23 protein-coding genes are annotated in these 23,724 nt (G+C 69.7%); 17 read left to right on the forward strand and 6 right to left on the reverse strand.

Annotated elements, in window-relative coordinates:
• Nucleotides 1-10: 10 nt before the first annotated feature.
• From ACSNOA_RS03270 to ACSNOA_RS03295, 6 genes are all read left to right on the forward strand, one after another.
• Nucleotides 11-355 carry a DUF742 domain-containing protein gene (locus tag ACSNOA_RS03270; RefSeq protein ID WP_436656050.1) on the forward strand — a complete coding sequence of 115 codons (345 nt, stop codon included), beginning with the start codon at nt 11-13 and terminating at the stop codon, nt 353-355.
• Nucleotides 333-938, forward strand: a complete 606-nt coding sequence (locus ACSNOA_RS03275) for a GTP-binding protein (RefSeq protein ID WP_436656213.1) — start codon at nt 333-335, stop codon at nt 936-938. Before ACSNOA_RS03270 ends, ACSNOA_RS03275 begins: the two co-directional genes overlap by 23 nt.
• Before the next feature lie 24 nt (nt 939-962).
• Nucleotides 963-2,204, forward strand: coding sequence for a styrene monooxygenase/indole monooxygenase family protein (locus ACSNOA_RS03280; RefSeq protein WP_436656052.1), 1,242 nt, complete (start codon nt 963-965; stop codon nt 2,202-2,204).
• A 241-nt stretch (nt 2,205-2,445) separates the two neighbouring features.
• The gene (locus tag ACSNOA_RS03285) at nt 2,446-2,643 is read left to right on the forward strand and encodes a hypothetical protein (protein ID WP_436656054.1); all 198 of its coding nucleotides are present in this window, start codon (nt 2,446-2,448) and stop codon (nt 2,641-2,643) included.
• Nucleotides 2,644-3,148: 505 nt separating this feature from the next.
• Nucleotides 3,149-3,958 (forward strand): DUF4352 domain-containing protein, encoded by an 810-nt coding sequence (locus ACSNOA_RS03290; protein ID WP_436656056.1) that lies wholly within the window; start codon nt 3,149-3,151, stop codon nt 3,956-3,958.
• Between the two features lie 372 nt (nt 3,959-4,330).
• The gene (locus tag ACSNOA_RS03295) at nt 4,331-4,765 is read left to right on the forward strand and encodes a hypothetical protein (RefSeq protein ID WP_436656058.1); all 435 of its coding nucleotides are present in this window, start codon (nt 4,331-4,333) and stop codon (nt 4,763-4,765) included.
• 295 nt (nt 4,766-5,060) lie between these two features.
• Here the strand turns inward: ACSNOA_RS03295 and ACSNOA_RS03300 are convergent, their stop codons facing one another.
• Nucleotides 5,061-5,342, reverse strand: coding sequence for a hypothetical protein (locus tag ACSNOA_RS03300; RefSeq protein ID WP_436656060.1), 282 nt, complete (start codon nt 5,340-5,342; stop codon nt 5,061-5,063).
• 64 nt (nt 5,343-5,406) lie between these two features.
• Between ACSNOA_RS03300 and ACSNOA_RS03305 the strand changes: the two genes are divergently transcribed.
• The 5 genes from ACSNOA_RS03305 (at nt 5,407) to ACSNOA_RS03325 (ending at nt 11,620) form a co-directional block, all read left to right on the forward strand.
• On the forward strand, nt 5,407-5,757 hold the full coding sequence (locus ACSNOA_RS03305) for an alpha/beta fold hydrolase (RefSeq protein WP_436656062.1): 351 nt from the start codon (nt 5,407-5,409) through the stop codon (nt 5,755-5,757).
• Between the two features lie 271 nt (nt 5,758-6,028).
• Nucleotides 6,029-9,457 (forward strand): RHS repeat-associated core domain-containing protein, encoded by a 3,429-nt coding sequence (locus tag ACSNOA_RS03310; RefSeq protein WP_436656064.1) that lies wholly within the window; start codon nt 6,029-6,031, stop codon nt 9,455-9,457.
• 31 nt (nt 9,458-9,488) lie between these two features.
• A complete protein-coding gene (locus ACSNOA_RS03315; protein ID WP_436656066.1) occupies nt 9,489-9,617 on the forward strand; it encodes a hypothetical protein in 129 nt (42 codons plus the stop codon).
• A 64-nt stretch (nt 9,618-9,681) separates the two neighbouring features.
• A complete protein-coding gene (locus ACSNOA_RS03320) occupies nt 9,682-10,383 on the forward strand; it encodes a hypothetical protein (RefSeq protein ID WP_436656068.1) in 702 nt (233 codons plus the stop codon).
• A gap of 10 nt (nt 10,384-10,393) precedes the next feature.
• On the forward strand, nt 10,394-11,620 hold the full coding sequence (locus ACSNOA_RS03325; RefSeq protein ID WP_436656070.1) for a primary-amine oxidase: 1,227 nt from the start codon (nt 10,394-10,396) through the stop codon (nt 11,618-11,620).
• 27 nt (nt 11,621-11,647) lie between these two features.
• On the opposite strand, the gene ACSNOA_RS03330 is transcribed toward ACSNOA_RS03325, so the two are convergent.
• Nucleotides 11,648-12,238, reverse strand: coding sequence for a hypothetical protein (locus ACSNOA_RS03330; protein WP_436656072.1), 591 nt, complete (start codon nt 12,236-12,238; stop codon nt 11,648-11,650).
• A 203-nt stretch (nt 12,239-12,441) separates the two neighbouring features.
• Between ACSNOA_RS03330 and ACSNOA_RS03335 the strand changes: the two genes are divergently transcribed.
• A complete protein-coding gene (locus ACSNOA_RS03335; protein ID WP_436656074.1) occupies nt 12,442-12,918 on the forward strand; it encodes a VOC family protein in 477 nt (158 codons plus the stop codon).
• Nucleotides 12,919-13,235: 317 nt separating this feature from the next.
• Here ACSNOA_RS03335 and ACSNOA_RS03340 read toward each other — a convergent pair whose 3' ends face one another.
• Entirely contained in the window at nt 13,236-14,165 is a 930-nt protein-coding gene (locus ACSNOA_RS03340; protein WP_436656076.1) for an alpha/beta hydrolase family protein, read from the reverse strand.
• A 140-nt stretch (nt 14,166-14,305) separates the two neighbouring features.
• Here ACSNOA_RS03340 and ACSNOA_RS03345 point away from each other — a divergent pair, with 140 nt between their 5' ends.
• Both ACSNOA_RS03345 and ACSNOA_RS03350 read left to right on the forward strand, forming a co-directional pair.
• Nucleotides 14,306-14,899, forward strand: a complete 594-nt coding sequence (locus ACSNOA_RS03345; protein ID WP_436656078.1) for a TetR/AcrR family transcriptional regulator — start codon at nt 14,306-14,308, stop codon at nt 14,897-14,899.
• 162 nt (nt 14,900-15,061) lie between these two features.
• Complete coding sequence (locus ACSNOA_RS03350) at nt 15,062-17,968, forward strand: beta-L-arabinofuranosidase domain-containing protein (RefSeq protein WP_436656080.1); 2,907 nt, start codon at nt 15,062-15,064, stop codon at nt 17,966-17,968.
• Nucleotides 17,969-17,995: 27 nt separating this feature from the next.
• On the opposite strand, the gene ACSNOA_RS03355 is transcribed toward ACSNOA_RS03350, so the two are convergent.
• The gene (locus tag ACSNOA_RS03355; protein WP_436656082.1) at nt 17,996-19,264 is read right to left on the reverse strand and encodes an Nramp family divalent metal transporter; all 1,269 of its coding nucleotides are present in this window, start codon (nt 19,262-19,264) and stop codon (nt 17,996-17,998) included.
• A gap of 105 nt (nt 19,265-19,369) precedes the next feature.
• Nucleotides 19,370-20,134, reverse strand: a complete 765-nt coding sequence (locus ACSNOA_RS03360; RefSeq protein WP_436656084.1) for an AraC family transcriptional regulator — start codon at nt 20,132-20,134, stop codon at nt 19,370-19,372.
• A gap of 54 nt (nt 20,135-20,188) precedes the next feature.
• Between ACSNOA_RS03360 and ACSNOA_RS03365 the strand changes: the two genes are divergently transcribed.
• Nucleotides 20,189-21,394, forward strand: a complete 1,206-nt coding sequence (locus tag ACSNOA_RS03365; protein WP_436656086.1) for an MFS transporter — start codon at nt 20,189-20,191, stop codon at nt 21,392-21,394.
• Here the strand turns inward: ACSNOA_RS03365 and ACSNOA_RS03370 are convergent.
• On the reverse strand, nt 21,367-21,933 hold the full coding sequence (locus ACSNOA_RS03370) for a PadR family transcriptional regulator (RefSeq protein WP_436656088.1): 567 nt from the start codon (nt 21,931-21,933) through the stop codon (nt 21,367-21,369). The two genes, ACSNOA_RS03365 and ACSNOA_RS03370, sit on opposite strands and share 28 nt — an antisense overlap.
• Before the next feature lie 48 nt (nt 21,934-21,981).
• Here ACSNOA_RS03370 and ACSNOA_RS03375 point away from each other — a divergent pair, with 48 nt between their 5' ends.
• Both ACSNOA_RS03375 and ACSNOA_RS03380 read left to right on the forward strand, forming a co-directional pair.
• Nucleotides 21,982-22,941, forward strand: coding sequence for an ATP-binding cassette domain-containing protein (locus tag ACSNOA_RS03375; RefSeq protein WP_436656090.1), 960 nt, complete (start codon nt 21,982-21,984; stop codon nt 22,939-22,941).
• Complete coding sequence (locus ACSNOA_RS03380; RefSeq protein ID WP_436656092.1) at nt 22,938-23,696, forward strand: ABC transporter permease; 759 nt, start codon at nt 22,938-22,940, stop codon at nt 23,694-23,696. Before ACSNOA_RS03375 ends, ACSNOA_RS03380 begins: the two co-directional genes overlap by 4 nt.
• The last annotated feature ends 28 nt before the right edge of the window (nt 23,697-23,724 follow it).

Below are 23,724 nucleotides of genomic sequence, written 5' to 3' on the forward strand. Positions count from 1 at the left end.
GGGAGCGAACGTGCCCACCACCTACTGGAAGGTGCGGCCCTACGTGTTGACCGGAGGACGCACCCGCACCCGACAGCATCTGCTGGTACACACCCTGGTGTCGGTACCCTTCTACGACGCGGTATTCGCCTCCGGCTTACTGCCCGAGGCGCGGTCACTGTACGAGCAGGCCAGGCAAACCAAATCCGTCGCCGAACTGTCGGCAGTATGCGGCATGTCACTAGGGGTCACCCGGGTCGTGGTCGACGACCTCGCCGCCACCGACCGGCTGCAGGTTCACGTCGGCCACTACACCTCACCCTTTGATCTTCACCTTCTGGAGCGACTGCGCGATGGCCTCCGCCAGCTTGCCTGACAGCCCTCTACTGACTTCGGCGAAGATCGTCATCGCGGGCGGCTTCGGTGTCGGCAAGACGACCTGCGTCCAGTCCATCTCCGAGATTCCGCCCATCAACACCGAGGCGTGGATGACGGCAGCGAGCGAAACCGTGGACCGGCTGGACCCGGGAATCGACAAAACCACCACCACGGTAGCCATGGACTTCGGTCGGCTGACCATCGGCTCGGATCTCGTGCTGTACCTGTTCGGCACACCTGGGCAGCCACGGTTCTGGCCGATGTGGGACGACCTGTGCCGGGGTGCGGTCGGCGCGTTGGTGCTGGCCGACACCCGAAACCTGGAGGCCTCGTTCCCGGCGGTCAACTACTTCGAGCAGGACAGCGATGTGCCGTTCGTGGTCTGCGTCAACCTCTTCGACGGGGTGCTGACACACCACCTGGAGGACATCCGCGCCGCCCTCACGCTATCTGCCAGCGTGCCGCTGATCACCTGCGACGCACGTGACCCATCGTCGGTCGCCAGGGCGCTGTTGGCGGTAGTCGAACACACCATGGCACGTACCACCGGCTTGGTCGCGGGCGCGCTCGCGGCCCGGTAGCTCAACCACCCCTGGAGGCAACCTATGCGGAAGATTCTCATCGTGGGCGCAGGACAGTCCGGGTTGCAACTCGGGCTGAGTCTGCTCGCTGAAGGGTACGAGGTGACCATCATGTCGGCCCGTACACCGGATGAAATCCGTAGTGGCTGGGTGATGAGCACCCAGGCCATGTTCGCCACCGCGTTGAACACCGAGCGTGAGTACGGGCTCGATCTCTGGCAGGAGCAACCCCCGCGTATCGAGGGGCTGCAGCTGTCCCTGTCCGCCCCGCCCGGAGAACGTGCGCTGCGCTTTCAGGGCCCACTGGATCACTACGCGCAAAGCACCGACCAGCGCCTGAAGATGGCCACCTGGCTGGAACTGTTCGAGCAGCGCGGCGGCACTGTGCACTACCAGGGAGTGACGACTGCGGACCTGGACGGCTTGACCAAGCTGCGCCGCTACGACCTGACCATCGTCGCCGCCGGTAAGGGCGACCTCGTGGGTGTCTTTGACCGCGACCCGCAGCGATCGGTGTACACCGCACCCCAGCGAGGCCTCGCCGTCGCCTACGTCCACGGCATGACCCCGGACCCGCTGTGGCCGGTCCCGCACGTCAGCTTCAACGCGGTTCCCGGGCTCGGGGAGCTGTTCGTGATTCCCGCGCTGACCCTGTCCGGGCCCTGCGAGATCCTCTTCTGGGAAGCGGTCCCCGACGGCCCACTCGACCTGTGGAAAGACCGCCTGGACCCAGCCGAGCACCTCAAGCTGACCCTCGAGCTCGCACGGCAGTACACGCCATGGATCTACGACCGGTGCGCCGACGTGGAACTGACCGACGGACGCGCCACCCTGTCCGGCAGATACACCCCAACGGTGCGCCACCCCGTAGCCGAGCTGCCCTCGGGCGGGCTCATCCTCGGCATGGCTGACGTCGTCGTCGCTAACGACCCCATCACCGGCCAGGGCAGCAACACCGCCGCCAAATGCGCCTACTCCTACCTCGGATCCATCCTCGAGCGAGGTGACCAACCATTCGACCGCGAATGGATGAGCCAGACGTTCGAGCGGTTCTGGAACAGCACTGGACAGGCTGTCACCGCGTGGACCAACGCCATGCTCCAGCCGCTACCCCCACACGTGCAGCAGATTCTGGGTGCCGCCTCCATGAACCCGACCATCGCCCGCCGGTTCGCCAACGGGTTCTCCGACCCCAACGACTTCCAAGAGTGGTTCATGACACCTGACGCCGCGGACCACTACCTCGCCTCCCTCGCCGCCAGCTGATCCGTCAGGCGAAAAGCCGCCAACAGTCCTCGACACCTCCCTACCCGGCTCCCGGGGTCAATGTGCTGGCGGCCGTGGGCTCTGGCTTGCGCACAACTGACCGACCAGCTCCTCCTCGTCCGCCGACCCGACGGAGTGACGCCACCGCCACACTGTGCTTGAAGCCATCAGACGCTCCCCAGATCCGGTCCGAATCGGCCGCGTCGCAGACCGAGGGCCTCAGCCCTGGGGAGGAGAACCAGTGACCAGCTTGCAGCACCAGGTCCGCGTCGAACCGGACCGCAGACGGTCCTGCTCTCCGGAGACCGACATGAACGGATCAGGCCGGCTCCTCGACCTCCTCAACCGCACCATTCACGCCTCGAGGCGGGTCGACGTCGACATGGCAACGGTCCAGTTCATCGACTCAACCGGGATCGGCGCACCGATCACACAATGAAATCGGCAGCGGCAGCTGGCGGGCACGTGGTCATCAGGAATCCGAGCAGGAACGCCCGTCGTGTGCTGGGCATCACCGGCGTACTTGAGGTCCTCTCGCCCTCCGGGGCACTGATCCACGCTGCTGACAGTCGCTCCCGGCTCGGGTAGACAGTGAGGGTCGTCGGTCGGATGGGGCCGCTCCGCCGGCAGGACTTTGCCACCGTGGACGTCTCCGCCGTTCCCGCGCCTGCACGGCGGATGGGCGCAGGGCCGGGACGTGGCCAATTATCGCCGCGGCGGCGGCTTGGGCGACGACGCGCACCATCCGCTGAACGCTGCTCTGTCGCGGTGGCAGGTGGCTCAACGTCCGACACTGTCCTCGTCACATCAGGTGTTCCGCCAGCCAACCGGGCGTAGCCGACTAGACAGCTGGGGGACTCCACCTGTGGCAATGCTGTGAAACGTTGAGTCCATTGCTCACAACGGGGCAGCTACACCCGCAAATCTGGGAGACCCACGCGCTAATGACCACCCCCTACGACCCTGCCCAGAACGAATCGTCGCCGGCCACACCGCAGCCGACGCCGCCGACCGCTCAGTTTCCTCAGGTGCCCGCCGGCCAGTACCCACCGCCGCCCCCTGGCCAGTACCCGCCGCCTGTCGCACCGCCGGCGGGTACCACTCGCAAGCGTCCTTGGCTGATTCCCACCCTCATCGGCGTCGCTGTGGTCGTGGTGATCTGCTGCGGCGGCGGACTCGTGCTGGGACTGACCAGTGGTGACGACAAGAAGACCGACGCCTCCGCCAGCAGCGACATTCCCGCCGCGAGTCCCAGCACCTCCGCCCCGGCCGCGGTCGCCTCGAGCGCGTCCGCGCCCCCAAAGCCGGAGCCAGCGAAGACGACCGCGCCGCCGCCGGCGAAGCCGAAGACCTTTGGTATCGGCGACAAGGTCCGCGGCGGTGACTTCGAGTTCACCATCAACAGCGTGAAGTGCGGGATTTCCCAGGTTGGCAACGAGTTCCTGAACAAGAAGGCGCAGGGCAGCTTCTGCAGGGCCATCGTGACCGTAAAGAACGTCACGAAGAGCGCGCACACCTTCCACGCCGACGGCACCATCACGGCGCAGGACGGCTCCGGCCGGGAGTACGAGGCCGACGGCGAGGCCGGGATCTACGGCAACACCGACGGGCAGGGCTTCCTCGACGAAATCAACCCGGGCAACTCGGTGAAGGCCAACGTCTACTTCGATGTGCCGAAGGGCACGAAGTTGAAGACGATCACGTTCGACGCCGGTCTGTTCACCTTCGCCGAGGACGCCGTCGTCACCCTGTGACGGCCGGCGAGTCCGTCCTCGTGAACCACAAGGTCCTGTGCGCCGGCGGCTCCGCCGCGCTTTCATCGGACTAGGGGCTGTCAAACGAACGGCACCTCTCTGTTGCCGACGACTTGACACAGACAGGTGCCGTTCGTCTTACAGTCCATTCACGACCGGGTTGAGCGCGATGGAGGTAAGTGGTGAGGTTCTCGCGCGCATGGGGAGCGACTGGGCGAGGGCCGTATGGGCTTGGTGAGGTCTACGACGACGAAACGTACGGCAAGCTACCGACGCTGCCCGAGCGGCTGTTCACCGGGACGTTCGACTGGCTGATACCCGAGGCGGCGAAACCGGGGTCGTTCTATATGGCACCAAATCCGGTGCGCCTGGATGGTCTTGACGCGTTCAACCGACGTCTCGCGCGGCACGGGCCTTGCTTTGCCGGCAGCGTTCGCGCTGTTCATGGCCAACAGTCGCCTGCAGAGCTCCGTGCCGTCGTGCACGGCCTCCGAGTGGGAGATCTCGCCTCAGCCGGTGGCCAGCCCCATCGAGGACCACGCATTCATGTTGCGGTTCATGAAGGATCAGCAGGGTTGCGGCTACTGGTATCTGTACCTGGGCTCCGACGGCTTCAGTCGTGTGGTGGGTAGCGCTTCACGCTATGAGCCTGCGGGCGACGACGAACCGCTGAAGATGGCTCCGGCGAGTTTCTTGGCGGACGTTCAGTGGACGGCACCGGGCTTCGGACACTTCGTCTACCGGTACTGGATTGAGAATGTCGCCTGGTTTGAGCTGGTCTCGCAAAACGAGATCTCTTGGACCTAAATCCTGTCGTTCGCCAGTACGTCAATCACCTCAGGGCGCCCGCGGCTTCACCGCTTGATTGTTGGCCGATGCCGTTTCCCGCAGAGCGCGGTGATCACGGGCAGGGCCAACTCTGGTAGCGGGCCCTTGGTAGGTGCCTGGGGTCGGCCGCTTCAAATGCCGCCAGTACAGCCATCGGTACAGCCAAGTCTGTCGACGCGCAGGAGTTGCGAACGACGGCGGCTGACAGGTCGGGCAGGTCAGCGGCGGCGGCCGACGCCGGCCGACAGCAGTCTTGATCTTTGCAAGGCAGGGATCAGGTCATCGGTGACTGCGTCGCGCGCCGTCGCCGCAGCTCCTGAAGCCACTCGCGTACCTGCTCGTCGTCGTGAAGGTAGCCATTGCCCGGCTCTGCCGGTAGGTCGATGCCGAACAGCCTGTTCAGTGCCCACCAGCGCAGGTCATCCCAGTGAAGCCCGGAATCGGTGACCCACCGCGCAGCCCACCGGTCAGCGTCATCTCGGCTGATACGACCTTCCGCAACAGCAGCAAGGCGTTCTTCGATCTCGTTCAGATCTGGCTGCCCTGCGCCGCTCATGGCCGCGATCGTACTGGCGATGGGGTAGTGCCCTAGCGGCGCGGCCATTCCGGCGGTGGTGAAGATGCCAGCCGTCTCAGGCAGCCCGTCAACGAGCGCCGCCCTGCCCGAGGACGCGGTCGACCGCGACCTGATCCTCACCGACGTCTCGGTGTACTGGCTGACCGGCACCGCGGGATCCGCCGCCCGCCTCTACTACGAGGACGCCCGCACCTGGGGCCAGGCCCAGCCGCGCTCGTCGGTGCCGACCGGGGTGGCGGTGTTCCCCAACGACATCACCATCCGGCCCCTGGCCGAACGCGACCACAACGTGGTGCATTGGATCGAGTTCAGCCGCGGCGGGCACTTCGCCGCCCTGGAAGCACCCGACCTCCTCGTGGCCGACGTACGCGAGTTCTTCCGCAGGTACCGCTGACGGCACGAGCCGGGAGACGTGCTCGACCGCCGGCGGCCACCTGTAACCCAACTTCTGCCACACCTCGCGGGCCGCCGCGGCTGCGAATCAGGCCGAATTGTCCCGTTGACGTGATCACCTTCGGTAGCCCCATACCACGAGATCCGTTACTTGCCTAACAACAATGGTCCCCAATGGAGCATGGCGGGGAAACGGCGCGACGGGGCAGACCATCCAAGGTGCTCGATGAAAGTCTTCCCGTGCTTTGCCATCAACACGGGGAGGTTTGGCAGTGCGCGTCTTCAGAATGCTCACGGTCGCGGCGGTTTCCGCCGCGACCGTTCTCATGCCGGTGTCCGGACCGGCGCTCGCCGCGCCGGAGAAGGCCCCCAAGGCCCCTCCGGTGCAGCCCGGCTCGCCGGGCTCCGGCCGTCTCGCGCTCGGCCCCAGCAACGGGACGCTCGCGATGGTCGCCGGTCCGGTCTCGGTGCCGAAGGGCACGGGCGCCGGGAACAGCGCCACGTTCACCACCTTCGACCTGTCCGACCGGGTGGTGCTCCAGGTCCACGCCGGCTCCGGCAACCTGCTACTGCGCACCACCGACCTGGTTTTGCCGGGCATCAGCACCAACGTGGTGCTGGGCGCGTCGTTCAACAGCCTGCTGGTCGGCAGCGAGATCGAGACCGGCGCGCACGGGCGCGGCTGGCGGGCCCGCACCGGCCCGGACATCAAGCTCATCAAGAACGACGACAACTCGGTGACGTACGTGGCCGCGGACGGGCTGGTCGGGACGTTCACTCCGATCAGCGGCGGCTACGACACGCCCAAGGAGTTCAAGGGCACGCTGAAGCAGGAGGGCTCGGGCTGGAAGTTCACCGAGAACAACGGCGGGCGTGACCTCTACTTCACCTCGTCCGGGCAGCTCGACAAGGTCGAGGACCGCAACGACAACGTCACCGACTACCAGTACAACAGCGCGGGCGAGCTCACCAAGGTGGTCACCGACCGGGGCGCCACCGGGGCGCGCACCGCCGTGGTGACGTACAAGAACGGCCGGATCCAGCGCCTCCAGCAGGCGGTCGACGCCGCCAACTCGCGCCAGGTCATCTACTCGTACAACAGCGCGGGCAACCTGACGCAGATCATGCCTACCTCCGGGCACGCGGTGAAGTTCACCTACGACACGTCGCAGCGGATCAAGACGATCACCACGGGGCTGGCCTCCGAGCCGGGCACCGAGACCCGGATCGAGTACGACAGCCTGCACCGCGTAGCCGCGGTGGTCCGCGTGTTGCAGAACGAGTCGGTGGACGACCCGGACGGTCGGCTCGCGGTGACCCGGTGGGCGTACACGTCGTCCAGCGAGGTCCAGGTGGCCGACCCGAACACCGACATCACCAAGCGGGTGTCGGACGTCGCGCACACCACCTACACCACCGACGCCGACAAGCGGATCACCAAGGCGGTCGACCCGGACGGCAACGAGCGCAGCCGCACCTACACCCCGTACCACGACGTGGCGACCTCGACCGACGCGATGGGGCAGAGCGTCGGCAACAGGTACGACGCCAACAACGGCCAGTCGTTGACCTCGACCACCACGCCGACCGGCGCGTCGAGTACGGCGGCGTACAACAACGCTCCGACGACGTCCAACCCGACCGCCGGCTACCAGCCGTCGAGCGGCGGGGACGCGCAGAAGAACCAGACCACGTACACATACAACGGCGCCGGCAACAAGATGTCGGCCAAGAACGCCGAGGCGGCCGAGGCCAAGGTCGACTACAACAGTGACGGCACGGTGAAGACCGCCACCGACCCGGCGAACACCGGCAACCCGACGAACTACACGTACAACAGCGACAAGCAGCTCATCACGATCACCCCGCCGACCGGCAACAGCCTGGGCAAGCGGGAGTTCACCTACGACGCGTTCGGCCGGGTCCGCACCGCCACCGACGGCGCCGGGCGGACCACCACCAACGAGTACGACACCGACGACCGCCTGGTGCGCACCTCCTACTCCGACGACACGCAGTCGGTGGAGTACGAGTACGACGGCTCCGGGAACCTGATCGAGCGCACCCACGGCAAGAGCGAGACGTTCGTCTTCGACCGGCTCAACCGGCTCGTCCAGCGCGGGCCGGACTACTACCTGACCCAGTACACGTACGACCCGGCCGGCAACCTCACCAAGCTGCACGGCGACTACCGGGGCGACACCGTCTACTCGTACGACAAGCGCAACCTGCTCACGAAGATGGAGGTCGACGGCGCGACCTACACCTTCGAGTACGACAAGGAGGGCCGGCGCACCGACACGAAGCTCAGCGTCGAGGACGCCGGGCCGGCCACGACCGCGCACACCAAGGTGACCTACGACAAGTCCGGCCGCATCACCCGCACCACGACCAAGCGCTGGCAGCGGGTGAACAACGTCGACCAGGAGTTCACCGCGTACGACGTGTCGTACTGCTACAGCAAGCGGGTCGGCACCGACGCCTGCAACACCACCGACCCGTTGCAGGACACGGCGCTGCGCCAGTGGCAGATCGAGCACCACCGCGGCGGCGTCGTGCAGGTGTACACGTACGACAGGGCGAACCGGCTCACCAAGGCCACCAACCTGGCGCCCGGGTCGTTCGACTACACCTACGACGCGAACGGCAACCGCACCAGCGTCAAGGTCAACGGCACCGAGACGCAGCGTCTGACGTTCAACTCCGGCAACCAGATCACCACCAGCGGCTACACGTACGACGGCGCGGGCAACCAGCTCACCGGCTCGGCCACCCGCGGCGCCGAGTACAACGCGGCCGGGCAGACGACCGACAACAGGACCAGCGGCAACGAGGACGCCTACTTCAGCTACCTGACCGGTGACCAGTCCGAGCTGGACTCGGTCTGGGTGGACGACGACGACCAGATGTACTTCGCCTGGGGCCGCGGCTCGCAGGGCGGCACCGCGCTGGAGGACTACCAGGCCGTCGACGGTGACACCCACTTCCTGGAGCGGGACGGCACCGGCGCGCTGATCGGCGTCCGGGTCCACGAGAAGAAGACCGGCAAGTGGGTGCACTACTTCCCGACGCTGGACGGCAACGGGTCGGTGGTCGGCCTCACCAACCAGAACGGCACCTACGCCGGCCACTGGACCTACGACCCGTACGGCCGCACCACCAACACCACGGCCAACCAGCCGGTGATCAACTCGTTCGCCATCGGCTACGCCGGCGGGCTCAGGCACGCGAGCACCGGCCTGATCAAGTTCGGCAAGCGGTGGTACGACCCGGAGATCGGCCGGTTCACCCAGCAGGACAGCCTCAACACGATCGGCGATCCGACGGTGGGCAACCGGTACGCGTACGCCGGCGCCGACCCGATCAACAACGCCGACCCGACGGGGCTGGTGGTGGCCAGCATCGGCTTCGAGGTCTGCTATGTCGTCTGCGTCGGTCTCAACTACGAGATCGACGACCAGGGCAACCAGGGCGTCACCGGCACCATCGGGGTCGGCGCCGGCGGTGGCTTCAACAGCGAGATCGGTGGGGGCACCGTCGAGGAGGGCGTCAACGGGTACGGGCAGTGCAGCGCCGGGCCGTTCAACGCCAACGTCGAGGAGTCCGCGGCGACCGGCGAGGACGAGTACAGCGCCTCGGTCAGCCCGGGCAGCACCGGAGTGGGTTGCTCGCTGGGCATCGCGGGAACAGCAACGTTCTGACCCCCACCCTCCTCATCGGACGGAGCTCGACATGTTGGAAAACCTCGCTGCGGTCGGCGGCCCGAAGTCACCTGTCTCCACACCTGTGCTGATCGGCTTCTTCGTTCTCATCGCGGTCGTCCTCGTCGTGATCCTTTTCCTGCGCTCCCGCAACAAGTAGCACCGCACGATCCGGCCGGCCGGCTTCCACCGGCCGGCCGGCACACCCACGGGGGGACCGGCACATGCAGAAGAGAACAACCGCGGCCATGGTCGCCGCAGTGGTCGCGGTGGCGACACTGGGCTGGACGCTCGGCTCGTCGGCCGGCGCGGACGATCCCGGTGCCGCGCCCGCCGTCCCGCGGATCACCGAACCGCCGGAGGCGCCGGTGCCGGCCTCCGGCACCGGGCGGGATCCGCTCACCCCGGCCGAGATCACCCGGGCCCGCGACCTGGCGCTGGCCGGGCTGGCGGTCACCGGACCGGGCGGGGCCACCGACGTCACCGGAGCGGCCGGGCCCGAGCTGCTCACCATCCGCCGGGCGGACGGCGAACCGACCGCGCGCCGGGCCGACGTGCTCGCCTACGACTACCGCAGCGACAAGCTGGTCAAGGTCGCCGTCGACCTCACCGCCGGGCGGGTCACCGGCACCTTCGCCGCCACCGGCATGCAGCCGCCCGCCACACCGCGGGAGGTGGCGGCGGCCGTGGATCTGCTCTGGCGGCACGACCTCGGCGACCTGATGCGGGAGCGGTTCCGGCAGGCCACCGGCGCCGCGCCGGCCACGGCTGCCGAGCTTCAGCCGAGCGCGCAGACCTACACCGGCGAGCCGTGCACGGCGCACCGCTGCGTGATGCTGCTCCTGCACCGGCCGGGCGAGCCCTACGTGGATCTCACCGACCTCGTCGTCGATCTGTCCGCCGGCACCGTCGTCCGCCTGCCTTGAGGAGCCCGCGATGACCAAGCGCACCCTGGCCCTCGCCCTGTCCGCCGCACTGTCGCTGGCTCTGGCCTCCGGGCTGGCCGGTGCCGGCGCCGTCCACGCCGAGGCTCCCGCCACGTCGGCCTGCGGCCCGGCGGCCACCGTCCGCGAGACGCTGCCCGTCGGAACCCGCTGGCAGATGTGCTGGCACGTCGACCCGCAGACCGGCCTGGTGCTGGAGGACGTCCGGCTGAGCTTCCGCGGCGGCCCGGTCACCACCGTGTTGGAGTCGGTGACGCTCGGCCAGCTCAACGTGCCGTACGACACCGGGGTCACCGAGTGGAACGACATCACCTCGTTCGGCTTCGGCGGCGACGCGATGCAGCGACTGCCCGCGCGCGAGTGCCCCGGCGGGTCGCGGCGCGCGGCGTACGACGACCGCAAGGTCCTTTGTGTCGTCGCCGAGCCCACGGGCCCGGCGCAGCGTATCGCCGACGGCGGCAACGTCTACTCCCGGCAGGGCGTCGACCTGGTGCTGCGGACCGTCTCGAAGGTCGGCTGGTACGAGTACGTCACCGAGTACCGTTTCGGCGACGACGGCCGGTTCACCGCTCGGCTCGGCGCGACCGGCGACCTGTCCCCGACCGACTACACCTCCGAGCGGTACGGCCGGCCGATCGGCCCCGGCGCCACCGACCACGCCGCCGCGCACCACCACAACGCGGTCTGGCGGGTCGATCCCGGCCTGGGCAGCGAGCGGATCGAGCAGTTCGACACCGAGCCCACGGGGCAGCAGGGCCGCCGCTCGGCGATCCTCGCCACCACCCGCACCGCGATCCCCACCGAGCGGGCACTGACCGGCGCGAATCGCCGGTGGTGGCGGGTGGTCAGCGACGCCGCGCCGAACGCCGACGGGCACCCGCGCTCGTACCAGCTCGTGACCGGCGCGAACGACCACTACGAGAGCCGGCCCGAGATGGCGCCCGAGCTGACCGTCACCGAGGCCCGCGCGTGCGAGAAGTTCGCGTCGTTCAACCTGGACCCGGAGTGCGCGGCCCGGTCCGTGGTGGACTACGTGAACGGCGAGACGCTCACCGACCCGGTGCTCTGGGTCCGGATCGGCTTCCACCACCTGCCGCGGGACGAGGACCAGAGCCCGATGCGCGTGCACTGGCAGGGGTTCGACCTGTTGCCTCGCGACCTGACCGCGACCAACCCGCTGGCCCCGAGCGCGCGGGCGAGCATCAACGGCCGTCCCTGAGCGACGCGGGGCGCGGGATGCCGCTGCCTACGGCCGTGCCCGGTGACGGGCGTCGGTGACCTCGGCGCCATGGACGGTGTATCCGCCGATGAGGATCGGGTAGCGGGGTCGCTGGGGAAGTCCGGGAGGGAGGTCCGTCTCGGGGTCGAGGCAGTGGGTGGGAGGTGGCTCCGTCCCGTTCTGCGCCTGGGCGTCGACGATCTGATCCCGTCCACGTCCATCATCGATGATCTTCACGTAGTAGCCGTGGTTCTTCACCGTGCCCTGGCCCTCGGGGACGATCGCGGTGAACACCGCGACGTTCCCGCTGACCTTCAGACACGTCACGTCGGCGCGTCCCTGCCCGACCAGGGTGCCGTCCGGCAGCTCGTGCCGGTACCGGAACTGGCCGTACGCCGATCCGTCCGCGGTCGCCACCGCGTGGACGCCAAACCAGATCCGGTGCCCCACCGTGCCGGGCTCGTCGTACACGAAGTGTCCCATCCCGGCGACCACCGACCGCCCGGTGGCGACGCTCGTCGCCTCGTACTGCTGGGCGTACGCGGCAGAGGGCGACGCCGCCACCCCCGCGGCTGCAACCGCCGCCAGCGCTGTCGTACGCAAACCAGACCTGAACATGTCGCTCCTTCTCTCACCATCGCGTTGGCTGACGTGGTCCAGCATCAGCGCACGACGACGCGAGCGAATCCCTCCACCGAGGCACCCGCGTCCCCTGTCCGGGGGAGTGTGGTGCCGCAAGGTCCACGAGGCGCAACGAGCGACGAGCGTGGGCAACAGAAGGAACGCCGCCGCGCACGGCGGCCGGCCGGAAGGAGACCATCATGGATGACACCGACCAGCGGAGGCCCCACTCTGGGCGCGGGACGATCCTGCGGATGGACAACGTCGCCATCGTCGTCGACGACCTCGCGGCTGCTGTCGCGTTCTTCGTCGAGCTCGGACTGGAGCTGGAAGGCGAGGCGACAGTCGAGGGCAGCGCGGTGGATCGCCTCGTAGCGCTGGAGGGGGTCCGATCGGACATCGCGATGATGCGTACCCCGGACGGCCACGGACGGGTCGAGCTGACCACGTACCGCACGCCGCCGACCCGAGACGGTGACCCGCGCGCTCCCGCGAACACCCTGGGCGCACATCGCATCATGTTCGCCGTCGAGGACATGGACGACATCCTCGACCGCCTCCGGCCACACGGAGCCGAGCTCCTCGGCGACCTGGTGCAGTACGAGGACAGCTACCGGCTCTGCTACCTCCGCGGCCCCGCAGGCATCCTCGTCGCGCTGGCCGAGCAGACGAGATGACCGGTTGGTGACGGTCTCCGCGCACGCTCCTCCGAGCTGATGCTCCCAGGGTCAGCGGTGTCGGGAAGCGGTGCCTATCCTTCCGGCCATGGGAGCAATCAAGCCGTGGCAGCTGGTCCTCCTGACGCTCTGCTGCCTCCTGCCGACTGCTGCGGCGATCGTCGGCGGGGTCTGGGCGGTCCGCCGGTCCCGTAACCGTCGCTGAGCTTGCACCGCAGCAGGCAAGCTGCCGGGGCCTGCATCGGCTGCGAGCGGCTGCTACCAGGGCCAGGCCAGGCCGCCCAGGACCGGGCCGAGTGATGGCACCGCGGGGCCTCTCACCGCGATTCGATGCGACCCAGCGGATGCCTGCTGTTCGTCAGCTCGCCGCTCGCCGTGGCCCAACTCGCGTCGCCCGGGTAGAGCGCGCTGCGCAGGTAGGCCCAGGTGAGCCGCTGGACCAGGGCGACGCGGTCGGGACTCTCGTCGGTCGTCTCCGTGACGGTGTAGCCGGCGATCCCGCCGAGGGAGTGCTCCGCCCCGAACAGGGTGAGCAGGCTCTTGGGGCCGGGGCTCAGGTGGAACGGGTCGGCGAACCAGTCCGGCCCCCGCACGGTCAGGTGCGACTGGTCCTTGTCGCCGGCGACCACGAGGGCCGGCGTGGTCATGTCCGAGAAGCTCGGGTTCATGAAGGGGAAGTGCTCGGCGGCGAACGGACTCAGGTCGGCGCCGCCCCTGCCCGTGGTGGCCAGCAGCACCCCCGCCGTGACCCGCGGGTCGGACATGTCCTCGCCGGGGGTGCCATCGGGGTCGAGGACTCGCGCGCCCAGCAGCATGCTCGCCGTCTGGCCACCCCAGGAGTGTCCGGCCACGGCGACGCGGCTGCGGTCGAGGCGCCCACCGAGACCGGGAACGGCGGCCTCGACGAGATCGAGCTGGTCGAGCACGCGCGTGAGGTCCGTGACCCGGAAGCGCCAGATCTCGGAGTGCCGCGGGTCGTCAGGGGTGATGTTCAGCGTCCTGGAGTCGAGGTGCGTGGGCTGGACCACCACGAACCCGCGGGCCGCCCAGAAGTCGACCAGCGGGGCGTAGCCGTTCATGGACCAGCCGAAGCCGTGCGAGAAGACGATGAGGGGCAGGTCGTGCCCGGTCGCGGGGGCCGACACGCGGACCTGGAGGTCATCGCCGCGGCCCGGGGCCGGCAGGGTGACGGGGCTGACCGAGACGACCGCAGTGGGCGTGCCGGCGGAGTCGTCGAGGTGAGGCATGGGTCTGTCTCCTTGGAAGTGACAGGTGAGGTGGACGCCGGGGCGCGGGCCCTGACATCATGGAAGCGGAACCGCGTTCCACTACGACGATACGGAACGCTGTTCCGCTTACCAAGGGTTGTGACGGGGGTAACGACGCGATGGCCGACATCGACAGCGCATCGACGGCGTCCGGCTCGCGGAAACGGGCCGACGCCCGGCGCAACGAGCAGACCCTGCTCGACGCGGCCGCCGAGGCCTTCGTGGCCTCCGGCGTCGACGTGCCGGTACGCGACATCGCGGCCCGGGCCGGCGTCGGCGTCGGCACCATCTACCGCCACTTTCCGACCCGCGCCGATCTCGTGGTCGCCGTCTACCGACACCAGGTCGAGGCCTGCGCCGAGGCCGGTCCGGCCCTGCTGGCCACCAACGGCACGCCGTACGCCGCCCTGACGCGGTGGATCGACCTCTTCGTCGACTTCCTGGTCACCAAGCACGGCCTGGCCGAGGCGTTGCAGTCCGACGACGCGACCTTCGGGGCCCTGCACGCCTACTTCCTCGACCGTCTCGTCCCCGTGTGCGCCCGGTTGCTCGACGAGGCCGCCGCGGCGGGCGAGATTCGCCCGGACGTGCAGGCCTACGAACTGATGCGCGGCGTCGGCAATCTCTGCATCGGGGCCAGCCGCGACCCGCGGTACGACGCGCGCCGCGTGGTCGGCCTCCTCGTGGCGGGACTACGCGTCACGGCCGGCTAGTCGTCCCGGTCGCCCTGCGGGGGCGTATTGACATCGACGATGTTAACGATAACGTGGTCTAGCGAATCGCCACTGTCCATTCCGCGGGCGACGGTCATGCGCACGTTCACATCGCTGCCTCGCCAACCGACCACCACGGTGCCAGACGAAGGAGCGCGAGAAGTGGCCAAGCAGTTCTCCCGACGGCGCCTGCTGCAGCTCGGCGCGCTGGCGGCCACCGCCCCCACCGCCCTGACCATCGCGTCGACCTCGACCTCGGCCGCGGCGGCAACCGCCGGCGGAACCGGCGACGCCGGTCGTGCCCCGGCGGCCAAGCCCTTCGCCCTCGACCAGGTGGCCCTGCGCGAGAGCATCTTCCAGCAGAAGCGCGACCGGATGCTCAACTACGCCCGCAACTACCCGGGCACGGGAGGCGTGCTCGACGGCCCCGACCGGATGCTGCACCTCTTCCGGGCCAACGCCGGCCTGCCCGCGCCCGGCACCTGGCCGGGTGGCTGGGACACCCCCAACCACCTGCTGCGGGGGCACTTCACCGGGCACTTCATGACGATGCTCTCCCAGGCGTACGCCGCCACGGGCGAGGAGATCTTCCTCGACAAGCTCGACTACCTGGTCGAGGAGCTCGGCAAGTGCCAGCGGGCGCTGGACGCGCGCGAGGTCGGCCGGGTCGCCGGCCGCTCCGGCAAGGCGGTACGGCTCGGCGACCCGCACCCCAACCAGTACGTGGCGCTGCCCGAGCGGATGCTCGACGGCGTCACCGACGTGACGTTCGCGGTCTGGGTACGGCTTGCCGCCGGCCAGGTCAACGCCAAGGTCGTCCATCTCGGTGCCGGTGCCAACGCATACGTGTCGCTGTCACCCTGGGCGTCGGCCAGCGCGGGCCCGCGGTTCGTCATCAGCACCGGAGGAACCGCCGGTGAGCAGCGCATCGACGGCGCGAGCGACTCGGTCCCGGTCGGCGAGTGGGCGCACGTGGCGGTGACGATCTCCACGGCCGACGGCACCGGCCGGCTCTACGTGAACGGCGACCAGGTAGGCGAGAACGCCATCGGCCTCACCCCGGCCGACCTGGGCGCCACCACGGCCAACTGGATCGGTCGGTCACCGAGCCTCAACGACCCGTACCTCACGGCGACCGTGGACGACTTCCGGATCTACCGGCGCGCGCTGACATCCGCCGAGGTCACGGCGCTCGCCACGGTGGACCCGGCGCAGGATTCGCCGGACCGCGCCGACCTGGCGGTCTGGTACCGCTTCGAGGAGGAGGGCGAGACCGCCGTCGACCACTCGGGCAACGGCCGGGACGCCACCATCGTCGGGACGAGCTACCCCGGCTACCTCGCGGCGTTTCCGGAGGGGCAGTTCAGCCGGCTGGAGCCGCCGACGCTCCGGCCGAACAGCGGCGCCAACGCCGTCTGGGCGCCGTGGTACACCTGCCACAAGATCATGCGGGGTCTGCTCAACGCGTACCACCTGACCGGCAACGAGGAGGCCTTGGAGATCGTCTTCCGGATGGGGGACTGGGCGCACCAGCGGCTCGGCCGGTACAGCCAGGCGGAGCTGGACCAGATGTGGAACATCTACAGCGCGGGCGAGGCCGGCTCCATGAACGAGGTCATGGCGGAGCTGTCGGCGCTCGCCCCGGATCGCGACGCGAAGGACCGGTACCTCCGTACCGCCAGAGCCTTCACCTTCACGACGCTGTTCGACGCCACGCTCGCCGAGAACGACATCCTCAACGGGCGGCACGCCAACCAGTACATGGCGCCGAACATCGGCTACCTGCGGATCTTCGAGCAGACCGGGGCCCGGGAGTACCACACTGCGGCGCGGAACTTCTGGGCCATGGTCGTCCCGCACCGCACGTTCAGCAACGGCGGCGCCGGCCGCAGCGAGCACTTCGGCGTACGCGGGATCATCACGGCCGGGTTCGGCTCGAACTCGGACCCTCGGCACGCCGAGACGTGCTGCGCCTACAACATGCTCCGCCTGACCCGGAACCTGTTCTTCCACGAGCAGGACCCGGCGTACATGGACTACTACGAGAAGGCCCTGCACAACCAGATCCTCAGCTCACGGCGGGACATCGACAGCGCCACCGCCACCGAGGTGACCTACCACCAGAACATGTGGCCCGGCCGGTCGCGCCGGATCGGCACCGTCGTGGAGTACAGCCGGTACGGCGGCAACGGCAGTTGCTGCAACGGCACCGGCCTCGAGAGCCACACCAAGTACCAGGAGTCGATCTACTTCCAGTCGGCCGACGAGTCGACGCTCTACGTCAACCTCTACATCGCCTCGACGCTGACCTGGCCCGGCCGCGGGTTCGTCCTCACCCAGGACACCCGCTACCCGACCGAGGGCGCGAGCCGCCTGCGCTTCGACCGGGGCAGCGGTCGGCTGAAGGTCCGGCTACGGGTGCCGTCGTGGGCCGTGAAGGGCTACAGCGTCCGGGTCAACGGCGTCCGGCAGCGGCTCACCGCCACTCCCGGCAGCTACGTCACGCTGGACCGAGACTGGCGTCCCGGTGACACCGTCGACATCGCCATGCCGTTCAGCTTCCGGGTGGAAAAGGCACTCGACGACAAATCGATCCAGTCGATCCTCTACGGCCCGACGCTGATGGTCGTCCGTGACGGCACCCCGAGCTTCCGCGAGTTCTCCTTCTTCGCCGACCTCAAGCTGGACGGCGACCTGGCCGCCGCCATCCAGCCGACCGACACTCCCATGCACTTCACGACGCACGGCTACACCCTCGCGCCGTACTACGTCGCCGACCCGGTGCCGGGGCAGTTCAACGCCTTCCACCCGTACGTGCGGCGGGTCGAGCCGGAGGTCGTCTTCGGTTCGTCCGCCACCGGTGTGCCCAACGACGCCATCCGTGACGACGACGGCGAGACGTTCCTCGACCGGGTCTGGGAGGCGGCGCCGTTCACGAATCACGGGCAGTTCGTCCGGCGGGTGGCCCAGGTGTCGGACGCGTGGCTCCGGGCGGGGCGACACACCGGGTCGCAGCGTGAGGCCATCCTCGCGGCGGCCGCCCGGTCGGGGAGGGACCTGGCGACGTGACACGGGATCGTCGGCGGCTCGACGCGGTCAGCCGCCGACGACCTGCCAGAGCAGGAACGCGTTGAGCACGATGACGAGGCCCGCGACCAGCGTCGCGGCGGCCGTGGTGAGCGGGTGGTTCACGAGGTTTCCCATGAGGTCGCGGCGGCGAGTGAAGGCGACCACGGGGATCAGCGCGAACGGGATGCCGAAGCTCAGCACGACCTGGGAGAGCACCAGCGCCCGGGTCGGGTCCAGGCCGATGGCGAGGATGGCCACGGCCGGGATTAGGGTGACCAGCCGGCGGAGCAGGAGGGGGATCCGGCGGCGCAGGAAGCCCTGCATGATGATCTCGCCGGCGTAGGTGCCGACGCTGGTGGAGGCGAGCCCGGAGACCAGCAGGGCCACCGCGAACCCGAACGCCGCCGCCGTGCCGAGGCTCTGGCCGAGGCCCGCGTGTACGCCCTCCAGGCTGTCGGTGCCGGGCGTCGCCGTGTGGTGGAAGGTCGCGGCCGCGATGAGCAGCATGGCGAGGTTCACCGTGCCAGCGGCGGCCAACGCGAGCAGCACGTCCGTGCGCTGCCCGCGGAAGATGGTCCGCCGCTCGGCGTCGCTGGTGGCCGGGATGCGGTTGCGGGTGAGCGCCGAGTGCACGTAGATGACGTGCGGCATGACCGTGGCGCCGAGGATGCCGGCGGCCAGCACGATGCTGTCGGTGCCCTGGAGTCGGGGGACCAGGCCGGCCACCGCGGAGCCGGGGTCGGACCCGGCGGCCAGGAGGTTGGCCGCGAAGGCCAGCACGATGACGCCGAGGAGCACCGCGATGGCGATCTCGAACGTGCGGAAGCCGCGGGAGCGGAGCGCGAGCACGGCGAACGCGGCGGCGCCGATGATGAGCCCGCCGGGCAGCAGTGGGATGCCGAACAACAGGTACAGCGCGACCGCGCCGCCGATCACCTCGGCGAGGTCGGTGGCCATCGCGACCAGCTCCGCCTGTGCCCACATGAGCCGGTTGACCGGACGCGGGAGTCGTTCCCGGCACAGCTCGGGCAGGCTGCGGCCGGTGGCCAGGCCGAGCTTCGCGGTGAGCGTCTGCACGAGCATGGCCATCAGGTTCGCCACCACGACCACCCAGACCAGCAGGTACCCGTACCGGGCGCCGGCTGTGGAGTTGGTGGCGAAGTTACCGGGGTCGACGTAGGCGACGGCCGCCACGAACGCCGGCCCGAGCAGGATCAGCCGGCCGCGTACCCGGCCCCGGGCGCGAGCGATCTGCAGCGGCGACGGGGTGGGTACGGCGATGTCGTTGGTGACCACGGAAACACCTCCCGGTTACGACGTGGAACGCACGTCGTTCTCGTTCCCGTGGCGGTGACCCGTAGATGCCAGCCCGTGGCCCGAACGGGCCAGGAAAGATCGCGGTCAACCGGTCCGTGACGCCGACCGGCCGGCCGCTTGCGAGCCCGGTGTGTGCCCGAAGGTGCGCCGGAAGACGTCGATGAACGCGCTGGCCGACGACCAGCCGCACCGGTGTGCCACGGCGGTCACCGGCGTCCCCTCGGCCAGCAGGACGAGCGCGACGTGGAGCCGCAACTGGGTGCGCCACTGCGGGAACGTCATGCCGAGATCGCCGCGGAACAGCCGGGACAGCGTGCGCTCGCTCGCCCCGACCTCCCGGCCCAGCTCGGCGAGGGTACGACCGTCGCCCGGATCGGCGCGCAGGATGTCGCACAGCGAGCGCAGCAGGGGCGAGGCCGGTGCGGGCAGGTGGAGTGGCTGCTGGGGGGAGGCGCGGAGCTGGTCGAGCAACACCGCGCGTAGGCGGGCCCGCTCGGGGCTGTCGTCGGCAGGGCTGCGGGTGTACGCGACGATCAGCTCACGCAGCAGCGGGTTCACGGCGAGCACGGTCGGCGCGTCCAGGCCGAGCGGGTTCTCCGTCGCGGGCAGCCCCACCAGGTGCAGTTCGAGCCCGCCGTGGGCCTGGTGGGCATGCACGGTGCCGGCCGGCACCCAGATGGCGCGGGTGCCCGGGGCGACCCAGGAGCCGGCGCTCGTGGTGACGGCCACGACTCCCCGGCCGGCGTAGATGATCTGGTGGTCGTCGTGCCGGTGGGCGTCGATCGCGCCCCCGGACGCCAGCCGCCGGATGCCGGTCGGAGCGACCGGATCATGGCGGATCTGCGTCATCATCCGGCAGTTTATCGGAAGTCAGACACGGGTTCGGGCTCGGATCATGGCGGAGTGCGAAGGCGTACGTCGATCACCGTGCTGTCCGTGGGTCACGCTTGCGTCGACGTCTACCAGGGCGCCGTGGCATCCCTTATTCCGTTCTTCGTCGCCGAGCGCACCTACCGTTACGCCACCGTCGCCGGCATCGTGCTGGCGGCCTCCCTGCTGTCGTCGGTGGTGCAGCCGGTGTTCGGCGCGCTCACCGACCGCTGGGCGATGCCCTGGGTGCTGCCGACCGGCACGCTCGTGGGCGGTCTCGGTGTCGCCGCGAGCGGTCTGAGTGGCTCCTACGGGCTCACCCTCGTGTTCGTGGCCGTCTCCGGGATCGGCGTGGCCGCGTACCACCCCGAGTCCGCTCGGGTCGCCCGGCTCGCCAGCCGGGGCAGTCACAGCGCCATGGGTTGGTTCTCGGTGGGCGGCAACCTCGGTTTCGCGCTGGCCCCGCTCATGGTCGCCGCCGTCGTGGGTCCCGGCGGCCTGCGCCTGACACCGCTGCTGGGGCTGCCGGCCGTCGTCGGCGCCGTGCTGTGCCTGCCCGTGCTGCACGAGCTGGGACGTCGGCGCGGCGCCGGGGCCGGCACGGCGACGGTGGTCGGCGACGACGACAGGGCCTCGTTCGTGAGACTGTCGCTGGCCGTGGTGTGCCGCTCGATCGTCTTCGTCGCTCTGGGTACCTTCATCTCGCTGTACGCCGAGCAGCGCGTGGACGGGAGCACGGTGGCCGGCACGGCGGCGCTGTTCGTGCTCTACCTCGGTGGCGCCGTGGGTTCGGTGCTGGGCGGCATGCTCGCCAACCGCTGGGACCGGGTGACGGTCTCGCGCTGGTCGTACCTCGTGACGGTCGGAGCGGTCGCGGGCGTGGTGTTGGTGCCGGGTCCCGCTCTGTACCTGTTCGTGGCCCTGACGTCGGTCGGCCTGTACGTCCCCTTCTCGCTCCAGGTCACCCTCGGTCAGGACTACCTGCCGTCGCGCGTCGGCACCGCCAGCGGCATCACCCTCGGCCTGACCGTGAGCGTCGGCGGTCTGCTGAGCCCGGTCATCGGACGCCTGGCCGACGCCACGTCCCTGCGTACGGCTCTGGCGTCCCTGATCCTGATGCCGGCTCTGAGCTGGCTGTTGTTCCGCACCCTGCCCGAACCCGTCGCGCCGGGGTCCGCGACCGCGCCCCGCCCGGCGGTCCTGACGACCGGTCAGCGAGGGCCGGCCGGCCATTCGTAGGCCGGGTCGCGGACCTGGGCCACGAACCGCTCGATCCAGGCGAGGTCGTGCCGGGTCTGGGAGGCGAAGAACGCGACCTCGACCATGAAGACCTCGGGAAGGCCGGCGGTGGCGATCGCCTGCTCCAGCTCGTCGGCGCGCTGCCGGAGCGCCTCGACACGGGTCGTGAGCGCTGCGACGGCGTGCGGGCGGTCGAGGATGCCGACGTAGGCGAGGGCGGTCACGAACCTCGCGGCGTTGGCGGGGTCGGTGTCCTCGATGTCGGCGACGACGCGCCGGCGGACCTCGGCGGTCCCCGCCGGCGTCAGTCGGAAGGCGACGGGCGCGGAGGCGTCGCTTCCGGAGTCGCCGGAGGCTGGTTCGATCCAGCCGGCGTCCTGGAGCGACCGCACCAGGGTGTAGACGGAGCCGGTCCGCACCCGCAGGTGACGGTAGCGGTCGCGCAGGTCCGCGAGCAGGGCGTACTGGTGCCGCGGCCGTTCCAGGAGCAGGCCGAGCAGGGGTAGCACGAGCGGATTGTCCGTGGCGCGGAGCGGCATGGGTCCATGGTAGCGTTCGTATACGACTACTCGTATACGACTATGGAGGTGGAGAAGCGCGTGACGGCGATCGAGGCGGCGGCGCTGGCGAAGACCTTCCCGACGAAGGCAGGCCCGGTCCACGCGGTACGGGACGTGACGTTCCAGGTCGCGCAAGGCGAGGTGGTGGGCCTGCTGGGACCGAACGGCGCGGGCAAGACCACGACGATGCGGATGCTGTCGACACTGGAACGGCCGACCGGCGGGACGGCCACCGTCGCCGGCCACGACCTTCGGCGGGAGGCCCACCGGGTGCGGGAGGTGATCGGGCTCGTGGCGCAGTCGGGCGGCACACGCCCGCTCGCCACGCCCCGGGACGAACTGGTCCTCCAGGCCCGCGTCCACCGGCTCGCCGCGCCGGAACGGCGGGCCGAAGAGTCGATCGACGCGTTCGACCTGGGTGCTTTCGCGGACCGGCCGACCCTGACGCTCTCCGGAGGCCAGCGACGCCGGGTGGACCTCGCCCTCGGCCTGGTCCACCGGCCGGCCGTTCTCTTCCTCGACGAGCCGACCGCCGCCCTCGACCCGGCCAGCCGGATGGAGCTGTGGGAGCACATTCGCACGCTCCGGCGGGAGACCGGGGCAACCATCGTGCTCAGCACCCATCACCTCGAGGAAGCCGACACCCTCTGCGACCGGATCCTGCTTCTCGACGAGGGCCGGCTCGTCACTGAGGACAGCCCCGCCCGGCTCAAGCAGCGACTCGGCGAGGACGTCATCACCCTCGACCTCGGGCCGCACGTCGCACGCGGGCGCGAGGCACTCGCCGGCCTTCCCGGGATCCGGGGCCTGGGCGCCCACGGGAACGAGATCCGGATCGGGTGCGCGAACGCCGACGGCCTCGTCACGCGCGTCGTGCTCGCCCTGCGCGACGCCGACCTCGAGGTCCGCGCCCTACGCGTCGAGCACCCCTCGCTCGACGACGTCTTCGTGGCCCTCACCGGCCACGCCGCACACGAGAAAGCGTGAAGGACACGATGCGCACCGCCCACGACACGTTCGTCATCTTCCGCGACGAACTCGACCTCGCCCTCCGCAACAAGATCGCCCTGGCCGTCGGGCTCGTCCAGCCCTTCGTCTACCTGCTGCTGTTCGGCCCGCTCCTCGATCAGGCCCTCCCGGCCGGGGCGAACCCGTGGCTGTTCTTCGTCCCGGGTCTGCTGCTCCAGCTCGGGCTGTTCGGCACCGGCTTCGCGGGCTTCAACCTCATCCCCGACATCCGCGCCGGCTACGTGGAGCGGCTGCGGGTCACCCCGATCAGCCGGCTCGCCATCCTCCTCGGCCGGGTTCTCAAGGACGCCGTGGTGCTCACCCTCCAGACCGGCCCGCTCATCGTCGTCGGCTACCTGCTCGGCATGGCCGCCAACCCGCTCGGCGTCCTCGGCGCCGTCACGCTCATCCTGCTCACCGGCGTCGGCCTGGCCTCGCTGTCCTACGTGCTGGCGCTCGCCCTCCCGAACGAGTACCTGTTCGCGCCCGTCCTCAACTCCGTCGCGATCCCCCTGATGCTGCTCTCCGGCATCCTCCTGCCGCTGGACGCGGCGCCCGCCTGGCTCGACTGGCTCGCTCGCCTGAACCCGCTGCGCTATGTCGTCGACGCCGGACGCACGCTCTTCACGGGCACCGTCGACGCCCGGGTGTACGCCGGGTTCGCCGTGGCCGTCGTGCTCGCCGTCGTGTCGTTCGCCGTCGGGTCGCGCCTGTTCGGCCGGCGTACCGCCTGAGTCGGGCGCAGCTCCGAGCCGGTGCCGC

The sequence above is a fragment of the Micromonospora sp. URMC 103 genome (genome assembly GCF_051386435.1).
In the GTDB taxonomy this organism is placed as follows: Bacteria; Actinomycetota; Actinomycetes; order Mycobacteriales; family Micromonosporaceae; genus Micromonospora.

Coding starts and splice junctions, on each gene's coding strand:
- ACSNOA_RS03300 (WP_436656060.1), bottom strand. CDS start 5,342: ATGAGCGGCGCAGGGCAGCCAGATCTGAACGAGATCGAAGAACGCCTT.
- ACSNOA_RS03370 (WP_436656088.1), bottom strand. CDS start 21,933: ATGCCGCTCCGCGCCACGGACAATCCGCTCGTGCTACCCCTGCTCGGC.
- ACSNOA_RS03295 (WP_436656058.1), top strand. CDS start 4,331: ATGGTCTTGACGCGTTCAACCGACGTCTCGCGCGGCACGGGCCTTGCT.
- ACSNOA_RS03360 (WP_436656084.1), bottom strand. CDS start 20,134: ATGACGCAGATCCGCCATGATCCGGTCGCTCCGACCGGCATCCGGCGG.
- ACSNOA_RS03330 (WP_436656072.1), bottom strand. CDS start 12,238: ATGTTCAGGTCTGGTTTGCGTACGACAGCGCTGGCGGCGGTTGCAGCC.
- ACSNOA_RS03290 (WP_436656056.1), top strand. CDS start 3,149: ATGACCACCCCCTACGACCCTGCCCAGAACGAATCGTCGCCGGCCACA.
- ACSNOA_RS03320 (WP_436656068.1), top strand. CDS start 9,682: ATGCAGAAGAGAACAACCGCGGCCATGGTCGCCGCAGTGGTCGCGGTG.
- ACSNOA_RS03315 (WP_436656066.1), top strand. CDS start 9,489: ATGTTGGAAAACCTCGCTGCGGTCGGCGGCCCGAAGTCACCTGTCTCC.
- ACSNOA_RS03280 (WP_436656052.1), top strand. CDS start 963: ATGCGGAAGATTCTCATCGTGGGCGCAGGACAGTCCGGGTTGCAACTC.
- ACSNOA_RS03345 (WP_436656078.1), top strand. CDS start 14,306: ATGGCCGACATCGACAGCGCATCGACGGCGTCCGGCTCGCGGAAACGG.
- ACSNOA_RS03275 (WP_436656213.1), top strand. CDS start 333: ATGGCCTCCGCCAGCTTGCCTGACAGCCCTCTACTGACTTCGGCGAAG.
- ACSNOA_RS03335 (WP_436656074.1), top strand. CDS start 12,442: ATGGATGACACCGACCAGCGGAGGCCCCACTCTGGGCGCGGGACGATC.
- ACSNOA_RS03305 (WP_436656062.1), top strand. CDS start 5,407: ATGCCAGCCGTCTCAGGCAGCCCGTCAACGAGCGCCGCCCTGCCCGAG.
- ACSNOA_RS03325 (WP_436656070.1), top strand. CDS start 10,394: ATGACCAAGCGCACCCTGGCCCTCGCCCTGTCCGCCGCACTGTCGCTG.
- ACSNOA_RS03340 (WP_436656076.1), bottom strand. CDS start 14,165: ATGCCTCACCTCGACGACTCCGCCGGCACGCCCACTGCGGTCGTCTCG.